The 15,015-nt window shown below is 64.8% G+C and carries 14 protein-coding genes; 4 read left to right on the top strand and 10 right to left on the bottom strand.

The window, feature by feature from the left end:
• Positions 1–145 precede the first annotated feature (145 nt).
• Together rpsB and tsf are read left to right on the top strand one after the other, a co-directional pair.
• Positions 146–988 (top strand): 30S ribosomal protein S2, encoded by an 843-nt coding sequence (rpsB, locus tag AAFM92_04995; GenBank protein ID MEL7299722.1) that lies wholly within the window; start codon positions 146–148, stop codon positions 986–988.
• Between the two features lie 76 nt (positions 989–1,064).
• On the top strand, positions 1,065–1,940 hold the full coding sequence (tsf, locus tag AAFM92_05000; GenBank protein ID MEL7299723.1) for a translation elongation factor Ts: 876 nt from the start codon (positions 1,065–1,067) through the stop codon (positions 1,938–1,940).
• A gap of 346 nt (positions 1,941–2,286) precedes the next feature.
• Here the strand turns inward: tsf and AAFM92_05005 are convergent, their stop codons facing one another.
• The 3 genes from AAFM92_05005 to AAFM92_05015 all read right to left on the bottom strand — a co-directional run bounded on the left by AAFM92_05005 (position 2,287) and on the right by AAFM92_05015 (position 4,581).
• A complete protein-coding gene (locus AAFM92_05005) occupies positions 2,287–3,042 on the bottom strand; it encodes a LuxR family transcriptional regulator (GenBank protein ID MEL7299724.1) in 756 nt (251 codons plus the stop codon).
• Positions 3,039–3,476 carry a type II 3-dehydroquinate dehydratase gene (aroQ, locus tag AAFM92_05010; GenBank protein ID MEL7299725.1) on the bottom strand — a complete coding sequence of 146 codons (438 nt, stop codon included), beginning with the start codon at positions 3,474–3,476 and terminating at the stop codon, positions 3,039–3,041. Before aroQ ends, AAFM92_05005 begins: the two co-directional genes overlap by 4 nt.
• 91 nt (positions 3,477–3,567) lie before the next feature.
• On the bottom strand, positions 3,568–4,581 hold the full coding sequence (locus AAFM92_05015; protein MEL7299726.1) for an NAD-dependent epimerase/dehydratase family protein: 1,014 nt from the start codon (positions 4,579–4,581) through the stop codon (positions 3,568–3,570).
• A gap of 125 nt (positions 4,582–4,706) precedes the next feature.
• Between AAFM92_05015 and AAFM92_05020 the strand changes: the two genes are divergently transcribed.
• Together AAFM92_05020 and AAFM92_05025 are read left to right on the top strand one after the other, a co-directional pair.
• Complete coding sequence (locus AAFM92_05020; protein MEL7299727.1) at positions 4,707–5,882, top strand: phytanoyl-CoA dioxygenase family protein; 1,176 nt, start codon at positions 4,707–4,709, stop codon at positions 5,880–5,882.
• A 14-nt stretch (positions 5,883–5,896) separates the two neighbouring features.
• Entirely contained in the window at positions 5,897–7,759 is a 1,863-nt protein-coding gene (locus AAFM92_05025; GenBank protein MEL7299728.1) for an alpha-amylase family glycosyl hydrolase, read from the top strand.
• Positions 7,760–7,835: 76 nt separating this feature from the next.
• Here the strand turns inward: AAFM92_05025 and AAFM92_05030 are convergent, their stop codons facing one another.
• From AAFM92_05030 to AAFM92_05060, 7 genes are all read right to left on the bottom strand, one after another.
• Positions 7,836–8,621 (bottom strand): alpha/beta hydrolase, encoded by a 786-nt coding sequence (locus AAFM92_05030; GenBank protein MEL7299729.1) that lies wholly within the window; start codon positions 8,619–8,621, stop codon positions 7,836–7,838.
• 133 nt (positions 8,622–8,754) lie between these two features.
• A complete protein-coding gene (gene phoB, locus AAFM92_05035) occupies positions 8,755–9,441 on the bottom strand; it encodes a phosphate regulon transcriptional regulator PhoB (GenBank protein ID MEL7299730.1) in 687 nt (228 codons plus the stop codon).
• Entirely contained in the window at positions 9,438–10,151 is a 714-nt protein-coding gene (gene phoU / locus AAFM92_05040; GenBank protein MEL7299731.1) for a phosphate signaling complex protein PhoU, read from the bottom strand. The genes phoB and phoU overlap by 4 nt, the downstream gene beginning before the upstream one ends.
• 4 nt (positions 10,152–10,155) lie before the next feature.
• Positions 10,156–10,956: a phosphate ABC transporter ATP-binding protein PstB gene (gene pstB / locus AAFM92_05045; protein MEL7299732.1), complete on the bottom strand. Its 801-nt coding sequence runs from the start codon at positions 10,954–10,956 to the stop codon at positions 10,156–10,158.
• 15 nt (positions 10,957–10,971) lie between these two features.
• A complete protein-coding gene (pstA, locus tag AAFM92_05050; GenBank protein ID MEL7299733.1) occupies positions 10,972–12,300 on the bottom strand; it encodes a phosphate ABC transporter permease PstA in 1,329 nt (442 codons plus the stop codon).
• A complete protein-coding gene (pstC, locus tag AAFM92_05055; protein MEL7299734.1) occupies positions 12,297–13,781 on the bottom strand; it encodes a phosphate ABC transporter permease subunit PstC in 1,485 nt (494 codons plus the stop codon). The genes pstA and pstC overlap by 4 nt, the downstream gene beginning before the upstream one ends.
• A 107-nt stretch (positions 13,782–13,888) precedes the next feature.
• Positions 13,889–14,926, bottom strand: coding sequence for a substrate-binding domain-containing protein (locus AAFM92_05060; protein MEL7299735.1), 1,038 nt, complete (start codon positions 14,924–14,926; stop codon positions 13,889–13,891).
• Positions 14,927–15,015 lie beyond the last annotated feature (89 nt).

Below are 15,015 nucleotides of genomic sequence, written 5' to 3' on the forward strand. Positions count from 1 at the left end.
TGCGCCGCGCGGGGGCTGGGGATAAACGGCGCGCACTTCGCAGGTGGGGCTTGGGCCTCGTGGGGGAGACATCCCCGCAGGTCCGCCGGTTGAGCATAGGCTCTGTCGCCCCGCCGAGGATCGAAACCGGAAAGGATATAGAAGCATGGCTCTTCCTGAGTTCACCATGCGCCAGCTGCTCGAAGCTGGCGTGCATTTCGGCCACCAGACCCAGCGCTGGAACCCGCGCATGGCCGAGTTCATCTACGGCGACCGCAACGGCATCCACATCATGGACCTCACGCAGACGGTCCCGATGCTCGACGCCGCGCTCAACGTCATCCGCGAGACGGTGGCCAAGGGCGGGCGCGTGCTCTTCGTGGGCACCAAGCGCCAGGCGCAGACCCCGATCGCCGAAGCGGCCGAGAAATGCGCGCAGTACTACATGAACCACCGCTGGCTCGGCGGGACGCTGACGAACTGGAAGACGGTCTCCCAGTCCATCAACCGCCTCCGCGCCATCGACGAGCAGATGGAGCAGGGCGCCGAGGGCCTCACCAAGAAAGAGCGTCTCGGCATGGAGCGCGACCAGGCGAAGCTGCAGGCTTCGCTCGGCGGGATCCGCGAGATGGGTGGCGTGCCCGATCTTCTCTTCGTCATAGACGTCAACAAGGAAGACCTCGCCATCGCGGAAGCCAAGAAGCTCGGCATCCCCGTCGTGGCCGTGGTGGATACCAACTGCTCCCCCGACGGCGTGGATTACATCATCCCCGGCAATGATGACGCCGCGCGCGCCATCGCGCTTTATTGCGATCTCGCGGCCCGCGCAGCACTCGACGGCATGACCGCGCAGATGGGTGCCGCCGGCATCGATCTCGGCGAGATGGAAGAGGCGGTCGCTGAAGAAGCCGTGGCCGAAACGACGCCCGCCGAGGCTGCTGCGGAGGCACCTGCCGAGGCTCCTGCCGAGGCTGCTGCCGAGGAGATCAAGGAGAAGGCCGAGGGCTGATCGCCCCCGCGAAATTCCCGAAAGGGCGGGGTGCGCGTTGCCCCGCCGACGACATTTCAAGAATGAGGATAGGCAGATGGCAATCACCGCTGCACTCGTGAAAGAGCTCCGCGAAAAATCCGGCGCGGGCATGATGGACGCCAAGAAGGCGCTGACGGAAAACGACGGTGACATGGAAGCGGCCATGGACTGGCTGCGCACCAAGGGCCTCGCGAAGGCCGCGAAGAAATCCGGCCGCACGGCCGCCGAGGGCCTCGTGGCCGTGGCCGTCGATGGCGGCACGGGCGTGGCCGTGGAGGTGAACTCCGAGACCGATTTCGTCGCCAAGAACGCCGACTTCCAGGGCATGGTCGCCAAGATCGCCACGGCGGGCCTCATGGCCGCCGACACCGACGCGCTGAGCAAAGCCGAGATCGGCGGCAAGCCCGTCTCCGAGCTCATCACAGATGCCGTCGCCACTATCGGCGAGAACATGGGGCTGCGCCGCATGGCCAAGGTCGAGGGCGAGCAGGTCGTCTCCTACGTGCACAACGCCGCCGCCGACGGCATGGGCAAGATCGGCGTCCTCGTGGCGCTGAAAGGCGACAATGCAGGCTTCGGCAAGCAGGTCGCCATGCACATCGCCGCCGCCAACCCGGCCGCGCTCGATGAAGGCGAGCTCGATCCCGCGATCGTCGAGAAGGAAAAGCAGGTCCAGATCGATATCGCGAAAGAATCGGGCAAGCCCGATGCGGTCATCGAGAAGATGATCGTGGGCCGCATGAAGAAGTTCATGGCCGAGGTCACGCTGCTGGGCCAGGCCTTCGTTGTGAACCCGGACCTGACGGTGGAAGCCGCCGCCAAGGAAGCGGGTGTGGAGATCACCGGTTTCGTGCGCCTCGAAGTGGGCGAAGGCATCGAGAAGAAGGAAGAGAACTTCGCCGAGGAAGTGGCCAAGGCTGCCGGCAACTAAGTCCTTCTCTGGTCAAGTTAAATTGCAGAAGCCCGTGGGATCTTCCCTGCGGGCTTTTTTTCTTCTCACTCAAAAATTCGCAGCGGCCTGCCCGAAACGAAAACGGCGCTGCCGGGACAGACAGCGCCGTAGTCTTGTCACCCCCCAAATCGGGGAAGAGTCAGGGTGCAAGGACCGGGTCGGGAGCCCCGGTAGAGTAAGAATGGGAGCGCTTTCCGCGTAATCTCGTGGCGCCACTCCCGTGTTCCCGGCTCAAAGCCTCCACTCACGGAACGCTTGCAGCATACCTCAAGGCTGACGCAAGGGAAGTCCGGTTTCCCTTACTACTGACCTCGTGCTCAAAAAATCACGCTTCGAGGACGAACATCTGGTTCTGGAAAGCCATTTTGAGCAAGGCTTGGGCAGTCGTGTCGACGTCCATGCTCTCGCGGGCGAGGCGGAGGTGTTTTTCTACCGTCGCCACGGTGAGACCGAGGAGCGTGGCGATGTCCTGAGTCGTTTTTCCGTCCGCCACCCATTGCAGCACCTCGCGCTGGCGGCGGGTGAGCGTGCGGGCGCCGTGATAGGGCAGGGAGATGATCTTGAGATGCGCCACCTTGTTCATGAGGATGATGTCCGCGCCGTGATCGGCCCAGATCTCGTCCACGTCCGCCTGGCTGAGGCCCGCGCGCCCGGTGAGCGCGATGGCACCCTTGGAGCGCGTTGAAACCGCGCTAAAGCTGATCGTGTAGCCCGCCGTCACGCCCATGCGCTGGTTGAACTCGAGGACCTTGCGCTCGGGTTCGGTGAGCGTGCCAGAGCTCTCCATCTGCCGGATGACCTCCCAGCTCGCCGCGCCGTCATTGTGGCGGGCCCATTGGACCATGGGCGCGTGGAAGTAGAGACCGCCGGTGATGAATTGGTCGGTGTATTCGGGGGCGTGGTTCGTGAGCAGCACGAGGTCCTGCGGATCGCCCATGGAGTAGGCGGTCATGTAGCGGGTGAAGCCATACATGATGCGGTCAAAGCCGTACTGCGCCATGCGCTCGGTATGCATGCTCCAGAGCTCTTCGATGCTGTGCGCCTCGGTGACGGCTTCCAGATAAGCGGACATCGACATCATGGCGCGAGCACCTCTTTGAGCGCGTGCAGTGCAAGCGTGTAGGAGGCGGGACCGAAGCCCTGGATGCTGCCGGTGGCGGCACGTCCGAGGAAGCTCTCGTGGCGAAAGCTCTCGCGGGCATGGGTGTTGGAGAGATGGACCTCGATCGTGGGCAGGCCGATGCCCAGCACCGCGTCCATCAGCGCGATGGAGGTGTGGGTGTAGGCGCCCGCATTGATGATGAGCCCGTCATGGACGCCCCGCGCACCGTGCACGGCGTCGATCAGCGCGCCCTCGTGGTTCGACTGCAGGAAGCTCACCTCGAAGCCGAGGCCAGATGCCGCCTCGCGGCAAAGAGCCTCCAGATCGGCAAGCGTGGCATGGCCGTAGATCTCCGGCTGACGCGTGCCGAGCAAGTTCAGATTTGGCCCGTTCAGAACGAGAATGGAGGTCATGCCCGAGGTCTCTAGTGCGTGTGTGGCGATGCTGCGGACCGCCGCGGGAGCCTATGCGCGGGCAGGGCGCGCGATCAAGGATTAAGCGAGCCTATTTGTCATAATACGTGCGGAACCAGTCGACGAACTCGGCGATCCCGTCACGAATATCCGTGGCCGGGCGGAACCCCGTTAGTCTTTGTAATAGCTCGGCATTCGCCCATGTGGCGGGCACGTCGCCGGGCTGAATGTCCATGTAGTTGCGGATGGCAGTCTTGCCGAGGGCGGCCTCGATGGCCTCCACGAAATCCTCGAGGCGCACCTTCCCGGAATTGCCGATATTGACGATGCGGTGGGGCGCGACGGGGCTCAGGCTGTCGCCGGGCATGATGTCTTCCGGCGTCTCGGGGCGCACGGGGGCTGCATCCATCAGGAGCCTGATGCCTCGCACCAGATCGCGCACATGGGTGAAGTCGCGGAACATGTCGCCGTGATTGTAGAGATCTATGGGCCGGTCCTCGAGGATCGCGTCCACGAACTTGAAGAGCGCCATGTCCGGCCGGCCCCAGCTGCCATAGACGGTGAAGAAGCGGAACATCGTCGTCGGCAGGTCGTGGAGATGGGCATAGGAATGGGCCATCGCCTCGTTGGCTTTCTTGGTGGCCGCGTAGATCGTGAGCGGCGTGTCGGCCTTGTGGACCTCTTCGTAGGGCATCTCGGTATTGGCCCCGTAGACCGAGGAGGTGGAGGCCATGAGCAGGTGCCGCACGGCGTGCCGTTTGGTGGCCTCCATCACGTTGAACGTGCCCACGACATTGGCCTCGATATAGGAGCGCGGGTTTTCGAGTGAGTACCTCACCCCGGCCTGGCCCGCGAGATGGATGATGACATCGGGCGCGCAGGCATCGACGGCGACATCGAGGCTCTCCTGCGCCTCGAGCAGGGCCTCGGTGGCCGTGAAATTGGCGTGCTGGAGCAGCATCTGGTGTCGGCGCTGCTTGAGGGAGACATCGTAATACGCCGTCATCCCGTCATAGCCCGCGACGGTGTAGCCCTCGTCGAGCAGGAGCTTGGCGAGGTGATACCCGATGAAGCCCGCCGTGCCCGTGATGAAGATCCGTTCCATCGCTGCCCCTTCGTCTCTTTTCTTTCCGCGTAGCGGATCGTCACCGGACTGGCCAGCGCGCAGAAGGAGTTGACCTGCCGCGGTGCCATGACCCAATGATCGGGAAAGCTATGGGAGGCACACAGATGGGCGAACATCCTCGCGACGCCGGCTTTTTCCGAGACGCCGATATCGACCTCGCCGCGTTTGCCGCGCTCACCAGCCAGCGGCTCGATCCCGCGGACGTGCCTTTCGCCGCGTCGGTGGAGAAGAACATCCCGCTCTACGACATGGAGGCTCTGGCGGCGACGCTGGCAGGGCCAGGACGCGCGGCGCTTCTGTCCGAATGGGCCTGGGTGCTCGGCGCGTCGGCGGGTGTAATCGTGCTTAAGCGCGCCTATGCGGATACCGGCGCCGTCGACCGGGCCACGACGGTCTTCAACGCCATTATCGCCGATGAGCGCGCGGGCAATGCGGGGCAGGGGGATCACTTCGCCGCCTCGGGCCAGAATGACCGCGTGTGGAACGCCCTGCAAAAGCACTGTCTGCGCGATCCGGAAGGCTTCGCGCTTTATCTCGGCAACGCGCCCATCGCGGCCGCCTGCGAGGCGTGGCTCGGGCCGAACTACCAGGTGACGGCGCAGGTCAACCAGGTCCGCCCGGGCGGCAAGGCGCAATCGGCGCATCGCGACTATCACCTGGGCTTCATGTCCGCCGCCCAAGCCGCGCGCTATCCGCGCCACGCCCATGACGTGACCGCCACGCTCACGCTGCAGGGCGGGATCGCCCACGTGGACATGCCCGTCGAGAGCGGGCCCACGAAGCTCCTGCCGTTTTCCCAGCTCTACGGGCCGGGTTACCTCGCCTTTCATCAAGAGGCCTTCCGCGCGCATTTCGAGGCGCACTACGTGCAGCTGGCGCTAGAGAAGGGCGATGCGATCTTCTTCAACCCCGCGCTCTTCCATGCGGCGGGCGAGAACAAGAGCGCGGACATCGCGCGCATGGTGAACCTCTTGCAGGTCTCCTCCGCGTTCGGGCGCGCCATGGAACAGATCGACCGCGCGGCCATGGCGGAGGCGCTCCTGCCCGTGCTGATCCAGCTCAAGCAGGCCGGGCGGCTCGACGCCGCGCAGGTGGCCGCGGCCATCGCCGCCAGCGCGGAGGGCTATGCCTTTCCCACCAATCTCGACACCGACCCACCGGTGGGCGGGCTCGCGCCGCGCTCCATGGCCGATCTTCTCGCGGAGGCCGTGGCGGCGGGAACAGGGCAGGTGGACTTCGCGGCGACCCTGAGCGCGCTTGCCGAGCGCCAGAGCGCCTGAGGACCACTGCACCCGTGACGGACGATACAACGATCTACGACCTGCGCCGCGCGCGGAGCGAGCCCGATCTCACCCCCATGCTGGAGCGCCTTTATGGCGCGCATCCGGACTATGCCCGTTTCACGCGCGCGCTCGAGCGGATGATGCGCCGTGCGTGGGACGCGCGCCCGGCGGATCTGCGGCTTCTTGATCTCAAGCGAGACCTCGAGCCCGACTGGTTCCAGCGGCCGGGCATGGCGGGCTATGCCTTCTACGTCGACCGCTTCTGCGGCACCTTCCGTGACGTGCCGGGGAAGCTCGATTATCTCGCCGATCTCGGCATCACCTACGTCCATTTCATGCCCTGCCTGAAGCCGCGCCCGGGCGACAATGACGGCGGCTACTCGGTCATGGATTACGGGCGGATCAACCCGGCGCTCGGCGACATGGCAAGCTTCGAGGCCGCCACGAAGGCCTGCCGCGACCGCGGGATCAGCGTCTGCGTGGACATGGTGCTCAACCACACCGCGAAGGAGCATGCTTGGGCGAAAAAGGCCCGCAAGGGCACTGCGAAATACGCCGATTACTACCTCATGTTCGAGGATGACACGCTGCCCCGGCAATACGAGGAGACGCTGCTCGAGGTCTTTCCAAACGACGCGCCGGGGAACTTCACCCATTACCCGGATGCGGGCGCGGATGGCGCCGGACGCTGGGTCTGGACGACGTTCAACGAGCATCAATGGGATCTCAACTGGGCCAATCCGCAGGTCTTCCTCGAGATGGCCGAGATCATGCTCGCGCTCGCCAATCGCGGGGTGGATGTGCTGCGCTTCGATGCGGTGGCATTCATGTGGAAGCGGATGGGCACGCGCTGCCAGTCAGAGCCCGAATGCCACATGATCCTGCAGGCGCTGCGCGCGGTAAGCCGGATCGTGGCGCCCGCGGTCATTCACCTCGAGGAGGCGATCGTGGGCCCCGAAGAGATGCTGGGCTATCTCGGGCGCGGCATCCATGACGGGCGCGAGGGCAATCTGGCCTATCACAACTCGCTCATGGTGCAGTTCTGGTCGGCGCTGGCAGCGCGCGACACGCGGATGATGACACATGTCATGCGCAGCCACTTTCCCGAGACCGTGACCAACGCGACCTACGCCACCTATCTGCGCTGCCACGATGATATCGGCTGGGCGGTGACCGACGAGGACGCCGCCGCTGTGGGCCTCGACGGCGGCGCGCACCGGGCGTTCCTGTCGGATTTCTACGAGGGCGTCTTCCCGGGCTCCTTCGCGCGCGGCGCGCTCTTCCAGCACAATCCGGCCACGGGCGACAAGCGCATCTCGGGCACTTGCGCCTCGCTCGCGGGGCTCGAGACGGGGAGGGAGGCCGTGGCGCGCATCCTCATGGGCCATGCGCTGATCGCCAGCCACGGGGGTATCCCGCTCGTCTACATGGGCGACGAGATCGCGCTCGAGAACGACTGGAGCTATCGCGACGTGCCGGAGCATGCCCATGACAGCCGCTGGCTCCACCGTCCGCGCATGGACTGGGAAGCGGTCGATGCGGCATTCTCTGATCCTGAAAGCGCAGCGGGGCAGGTGCTGTCAGGCATCCGGGACATCCTGGCGCGCCGCGCACGCGTGCCGGAGTTTCACGGCGGCTATCCGTGCCGCGTGCTCGAGACCGGCAACCCGAGGCTCTTCGCCTTCGCACGGCGCGCGCCCCATGGCAGCGTCGTCTGCATCTTCAATTTCAGCGAGGCACCGCAGCAGCTTAGCGAGGCCTGGCTGCGATGGGCGGGCATGCGCGAAGGTGTCGATCTTCTGAGCGACGCGCCGCTCGTCTTGGCGGGCGATCATCTCTCGTTGGCAGGCTATGGACGGCTCTGGCTGCGCTAAGGTGTTGATACAACGCCATAAGCGGGCATCAGTATTTTACACATAATACTGATTACAAGCCTTTTGCCTGTATGTGTCACCTAGCCATGACCTGTCGCATCAACGCCGCATCAGCGGACCGCAGGCCGTCGAGTATGGAGAAATGGTGCGCACCCGCCTCCTCCACCAGCGTGATCTCGGCCCCGAGACCTTCCCAGACCAGCGCCATGGCGCGAGACTGGCGCACGAATTCCGGCCGTTCGTCCGCGCCGACCCAGATCGTCATCGGCGCATCCACTTTCGGTCGGCGCAAGATCGGGCTCTCGAGCGCCGCGGACTGGCCCGTGAGCCCCAGCGTCCAGTTCATCTCCGTCATGAGCAACGGCCGGAGATCGTAGACACCACCTAGCCCCGTCAGACTTGCCATGCGCATGAGGATACCGGGCTCCAGCGTCGTGTCATCGCAGAGCGCACGCGCTGCGAGATGCGCGCCCGCGGAATGCCCCACCAGATGGATGGGCCCGGCATGGGCCCGCGCCACGTGCCGGATCCCGCGCGCCACTAGTTGGGTGATCTCCGGGATCGTGGCCGCGGGTGTCAGCGTGTAGCCGATGAGCGCGGCCGTGTATCCAAGCGTCACCGCGCCCTCCGCGAGGTGGCTCCAGTCATCGGGCGACGTGCGCATCCAGTAGCCGCCATGGACGAATATGAAGAGGCCTCGAGATGCGCCTTTCGGCGAGAAAATATCTATGATTTCAGCAGCTTTATCGCCATAGCTGATGCGCTCGTGGCGGCCCCAGCGGGCGCGAAAGTCCGCGGCGTCCTGCGCCCGCTTTGGGAAAAGCCTCGCTGCCCGGAATATGAGCCATGTTGGCGAAAGCATCATCCCAGTCACGTGCCATGGCGCATCCCTTTTGCGCGACGCTAGTCGCAAAGCGGGCCTCGCCACAAGTGGCGTCTGTCTAAGCCAGAAATATCATTTCTCTGCAGCGCCTTGCGGGTTGCAGTTGATGTCCCTAGCCCAGCGCATAGCCCGCGCCGCGTACCGTGCGCACGGGATCGTCCCCGCCATCCTTGCAGAGCGCCTTCCGGAGCCGCCCAATATGGACGTCAACCGTGCGCGTATCCACGTAGATCTCGCGGCCCCAGACCCGGTCGAGAAGCTGCTCGCGGCTCCAGACGCGGCCGGGTTTCTCCATGAACGTCGTCAGGAGCCGGAATTCCGTGGGCCCCAGCTTCACGTCCCGCCCTGCCCGGCTCACCCGGTGATGCTCGGTATCGAGCGTGATGTCTTCGAAGTGAAGCCTCTCCCCGGTCGCGCCGGGCCGCGCGCGGCGGAGCTGCGCCTTCACCCGCGCCATGAGCTCGAGCACCGAATAGGGCTTCGTGACGTAGTCGTCGGCGCCCGTCTCGAGACCGCGGATCTTGTCCACCTCCTCGGTGCGCGCGGACAGCATGATGATGGGGAGCGCGCGCGTCTCCTTGCGCATCTTGAGCTGCCTGCAGACCTCGATGCCTGACACGTTGGGCAGCATCCAATCGAGCACGACGACGTCGGGCTTGTCCTCGTCGACGAGAAGGAGGGCCTCCTCCCCGTTCTCGGCCTCGATCACGCGGTAGCCCTCGCTCTCCAGGTTGTAGGAGAGCACGGCACGCTGGGCCGGCTCGTCTTCCACGAGGAGAACCGAGGGCTGGTCGCTCATGCGGTCGTCCGTTCGATCCCCGGCGCGGTGTCGCCCTTGGGGCGCGGATCGTCGGGATGCTCGCCGGTGACGAGGTAGATGACCTCCTCGGCGATATTGGTGGTGTGATCACCCATGCGCTCGATGTTCTTGGCGATGAAATGGAGATGCATGCAGGCGGTGATGTTGCGCGGGTCTTCCATCATGTGGGTGAGGAATTCACGGAAAAGCGCGTTGTACATCTGATCGACCGAGTGATCGCGGTCGCGTACGTCCCCGGCAAGCTCGGGGTCCCGCTGGATAAAGGCATCGAGCGTGTCCTTGAGCATCGCCTCCACCTCGCGCGCCATGCGCTTGAGAGCCTGGTCGGAGCCGTTGATCGGGCCGGTCTCGGCGAGCACGGTGGTCCGCTTGGCGATGTTCTTGGCGTAATCGGCGATGCGCTCGAGATTGGCGGACACCTTCATCACGGTGAGGATGATGCGCAGGTCGCTGGACATGGGCTGACGCATGGCGATGACGCGCGCGCAATCCTCGTTGATGAAACTCTCGAGATCGTCGATTGCGCTGTCGGCGGCGCGTACCGTCTCGGCGAGTTCCACGTCCCGCTCGGCGAGCGCGCGGGTGCTTTCGAGGATGGCGGCTTCCACCAGCCCGCCCATTTTCATGATGTTGGCCTGCAGCCCTTCGAGATCGCGATCGAAGGCGGAGGCGATGTGCTGGTCTTGCATGGGTCTAGCCGATCCGTCCGGTGATGTAGGATTCCGTGCGCGAGTCTTCGGGGTTGGTGAAGATCTGGCCGGTGTCGCCGTATTCCACGAGGTTGCCGAGGTGGAAGAAGGCCGTCTTCTGGCTCACGCGGGCGGCCTGCTGCATGGAATGCGTGACGATGACGACCGAGTAGTTCTTGCGCAGCTCGTCGATGAGTTCCTCCACCTGCCCGGTGGCGATGGGATCGAGCGCCGAGCACGGCTCGTCCATGAGCAGCACCTCGGGCTCGGTGGCCACGGCGCGCGCAATGCACAGGCGCTGCTGCTGACCGCCGGAGAGGCCGGTGCCGGGGGCGCTGAGGCGGTCCTTCACTTCGTCCCAGATGGCACCACGACGCAGCGATTTTTCCACGATTTCATCGAGTTCCGCCCTGTTCTTCGCGAGGCCGTGGATCCGCGGGCCGTAGGCCACATTGTCATAGATCGACTTCGGGAAAGGATTTGGCTTCTGGAAGACCATGCCCACCTTGGCGCGGAGCTGCACCGGGTCCACGTCCCGGTGATTGATGTCCTCCCCGTCGAGGCGGATATCGCCGGTCACGCGGCAGCTGTCGATCGTGTCGTTCATCCGGTTGATGCAGCGCAGGAAGGTGGACTTGCCGCAGCCCGAGGGCCCGATGAAGGCGGTGACGGTCTTGTCCTCGATCTCCACGCTCACATCCTTGATGGCGTGGTTGTCGCCATAGAAGACATCAACGCCTTTGGCCCCGATCTTGATTTCGTTGTTGGCCACGTCTCGCTCCGCTCGTCTGCTATCGTCGTACATGGGTCTGATCCTTCCTTACCAACGGCGCTCGAAGCGGCGGCGCAAGAGAATGGCGATGATGTTCATCGTGAAGAGGAAGAGAAGCAACAGGATGATCCCGCCCCATGCCTTCTCGGTGAAGACGGCGTCTGAGCGCGAGGCCCAGTTGAAGATCTGAGCGGGCATGGCCGAGTTCGGCCCTTCGAGCCCACTGAGGAAGGTATCGGGGTAGCGCGCCACGAAACCCACCATCCCGATGAGAAGAAGCGGCGCCGTCTCACCGAGGGCCTGCGCGAGACCGATGATGGTGCCCGTGAGGATGCCCGGCGCGGCGAGCGGCAGCACGTGGTGGAAGACGGCCTGCATCTTGGAGGCCCCTACCCCGAGCGCCGCGTCGCGGATCGACGGCGGCACGGCCTTCAGCGAAGCACGCGTGGAGATGATGATTGTCGGCAGCGTCATGAGCGTGAGCACGAGCCCGCCCACGAGGGGCGCCGATTGCGGCAGGTGCATGAACTGGATGAAGACCGCGAGCCCGAGGATGCCGAAGACGATGGAGGGCACCGCGGCGAGGTTCGAGATGTTGACCTCGATGAGGTCGGTGAAGCGGTTCTTCGGGGCGAATTCCTCCAGGTAGATCGAGGCGGCCACGCCGATGGGCAGTGCAAGCACGAGCACCACGATCATCATGAAGAACGAGCCCAGGACGGAGGCGCCGATGCCCGCCGCGCCGGCATTGTCCACGCCGGTATCCACGCCTGTGATGAAGTTCCAGTCGAAGACGCTGGCCATGAGCCCTGCTTCCGTCATGGCCTCGGCCACGACGAGGTCCTCCGGCTGAATGAAACGGTTTTCCGCGGTAATGTTCTCTACGGCGAGCGAGCCCTTGAAATACCGGTCAACGGCGGAAGCCGCCGGAAGCTCGAAGCGTACTGTCTCGCCGATGCGCGCGGGGTCCTCGCGATAGAACTCGCGAAGATCGGCCCCCACGGAGCCCACGAGCCGCTCGAGAGCGTCGGGGTCGAGATCGGCCTCGATCCCTGCGTCTTGCAGAGCATCCGAGAGCGCGGCGATGAAGAGCGTCTCGTACTCGGCCGTCTTGAATAGCGTGCCCTCAGCGGCATCGAACTGTTCCTGCGAGACAGTCATGTCGACCTGGACGACCGTCCGCTGGAACGCCGGGAGGCCGTTGGACAGAATTGCCCAAAGCAGCACCACGAGCGCGAGGATGCCCGTCGTGATCGCGGCCACGCCATAGGCCTTGAAGCGGGTCTCGGCCGCGTTGCGCTTCTTCGTGCGATCATCGACCGAGAGGAGCGATTTCCCCTTGGCAGGTGCGGCGGCGGGGGCTGTTGCGTCGGTCATTCGTACTGCTCCCGATACTTGCGGACGATGTAGAGGGCAAAGACGTTGAGCCCGAGCGTGATGACGAAGAGCGTCATACCGAGGGCGAATGCGACCAAGGCTTCGGGCGAGGCAAAATCGCTGTCCCCGGTGAGCTGCGAGACGATCTTGGCGGTGACCGTGGTCATGGCCTCGAACGGATTGAGAGAGAGCCGGGCCGCGGCCCCTGCCCCGAGGACGACGATCATCGTCTCCCCGATGGCACGCGAGGCGGCGAGAAGGATCGCGCCAACGATGCCGGGCAGCGCTGCCGGAAGCACGACCTGCCGGATCGTCTCGGAGTGCGTCGCGCCGAGGCCCAGGGAGCCGTCGCGCATGGCCTGCGGCACCGCATTGATGATGTCGTCCGAGAGCGAGGAGACGAAGGGGATGAGCATGAGGCCCATGACGAGGCCCGCGGTCATGACCGCCGTCCCGCCGGACATCCACGTCACCCCAAGCGTGCCGCCATCGCCGAAGACCGAGACGAGGAAAGGTCCCACCGTGAGAAGCGCGAAGAGGCCGTAGACGATGGTGGGGATGCCCGCGAGCACCTCGAGAAGCGGCTTGGCCACAGAACGCACGGCGGGCGACGCATATTCAGACAGATAGATCGCCGCGAAGAGGCCGATGGGCACGGCTACACAGAGCGCCACGAGGGAGATGTAGAGCGTCCCCCAGAGGAGCGGCAGCACCCCCAGCGATGAGGCCCCGCCCCGGCCGGTGAAGCTCGGCGCCCACTCTAGATTGAAGAAGAACTGCGCGGGCGGATAGATCTGAAGGAATTCGACCGTATTGAAGATCAGCGAGAGCACGATCCCGACGGTCGTGAGAATGGCGATGGAGGCCGCCGCGACGAGGAGCGCCATCACCGCCCGTTCCACGGTATTGCGCGCCCGGAAGGCCTTGTCCGTGCGGAACCAGGCATAGGCAAAGCCCGCAGCAGCGATGAAGAGCACGAAGACCATGCGCAACCTATCGCCGGTGGCTGTCATCGCGCGGTAGTCCTGGGCGCTGCGCAGGATACCCTGGTCGACGTCCGAGCCGAGCGCCACGCCCACATCGCCCAGCCGCTGGCGCACATCTGTGAAGTCGGTGCGCATGTTCTCGGCCATTTCCTCGGTCATGGCACCTTCCGCCACGGCGACGTCGAGGCCGTCAGCCACGCGGCGCACGTCCGAGAGCACGAGGCTCATGTTCAGGCCATCGGTGATGAGCTGCTGTTCGGTGATGTCCCCGCGGATCGATGCGCCGATGATGATCGGTTGCAGGATGGACCAGGCGGCAAGGGCAAGGAGCGAGGGGACGAGGACGGAGAGCGCACCGTTCGAGCCGTAGTAGGACGGCAGAGAATGGAGGTTGCGGCGGTCTCCCCCGGCAGAGATCATGGCCCGCCGACGCATGACCACGTAGCTGGCCGCGCCGAGCGCGAGGAGAAGAAGGACGATGGTTCCTGCCGACATGATGTTGGCATCCTAGCCTAGAGACGTGAGAGGCAGCCCCTGACAGAGCTGCCTCGCTTTTTTCGTGAGATCCCCGCGCAGAGCATCCGCGCGGGGCCCTGCAAGGCTTACATGGCGGAGCCCATGACCTCTTCTGCCTCGATCATCGCCTGCGTCGCGGCGAGCTCGGGGTCGGGCACGATGCCGTAGGTCGCCAGCGGGCCGCCGGGGCCTGAGATCTGGTCAGCCATGAAGAACTGGGCGTATTCCTTGAGGCCCGGGATCACGCCGATATGCGCCGCCTTGATGTAGAAGAAGAGCGGGCGGGACACGGGGTACTCGCCGGTGGAGATCGTCTCCGTGGACGGCGACACGCCGGACATCGTGGCCACTTTCAGCTTGTCGGTGTTGTTCTCGTAGAACGAGAGACCGAACACGCCGATGCCGTTGGCGTTGGCGTCGATGCGCGCGAGGGTCTCGGTGTAGTCACCGTCGATGTCCACGGAGCGCCCGTCGGTGCGCACCTCGAGGCAGGCATCCTCGGCATCATCCTCGGACATGCCGGCGGCCATCATGGCCTCGAAGGCGCCAGTGGCTTCACAGCCTGCCGCGATCACCTTTTCTTCGAAGACTTCGCGCGTGCCGTGCTTGGTGCCCGGGATGAAGGCGATGATCTCCTCGGAGGGCAGATCGGCGTTGAAGTCCGACCACATCGTGTGCGGGTTGTCGACGAGCTCGCCATCCACCATCACGCGCGGCGCGAGGGCGTTGAACCAATCCGACGGCGTGAAGGCGTCATAGGCCGGGCCGTCGATCTGCGAGGCGAAGACGATGCCGTCATAGCCGATGCGCACTTCGATGATGTCGGTGACGCCGGCTTCCGCACAAGCGGCGATTTCGCTCTCACGGATGGCGCGGGATGCGTTGGCGATGTCGATGGTGTTGACGCCGACGCCTTCGCAGAAACGGCGCAGACCGGACGACGACCCGCCGGATTCCACGACCGGCGTCGGGAAGTCCGTGTTGTCGCCGAAGAGTTCGGCCACGATCGACGCGTACGGCAGCACGGTGGACGAGCCGGCGATCTGGACCTGGTCGCGGGCTTGTGCAGCGCCGGCAATGGCCGTGATCGCGATCGCGGATGCGGTCATTTTTGTGAAAGACATGAACAGTTGCTCCTTAGCTTGTTCGAGCGTGTGGTTCCCCCGGGTGGCTCGGGGCCATGCGCGACCCACTACCCATGCGGCACGACGCT

The sequence above is a fragment of the Pseudomonadota bacterium genome (genome assembly GCA_038533575.1).
Lineage (GTDB): Bacteria > Pseudomonadota > Alphaproteobacteria > Rhodobacterales > Rhodobacteraceae > Shimia_B.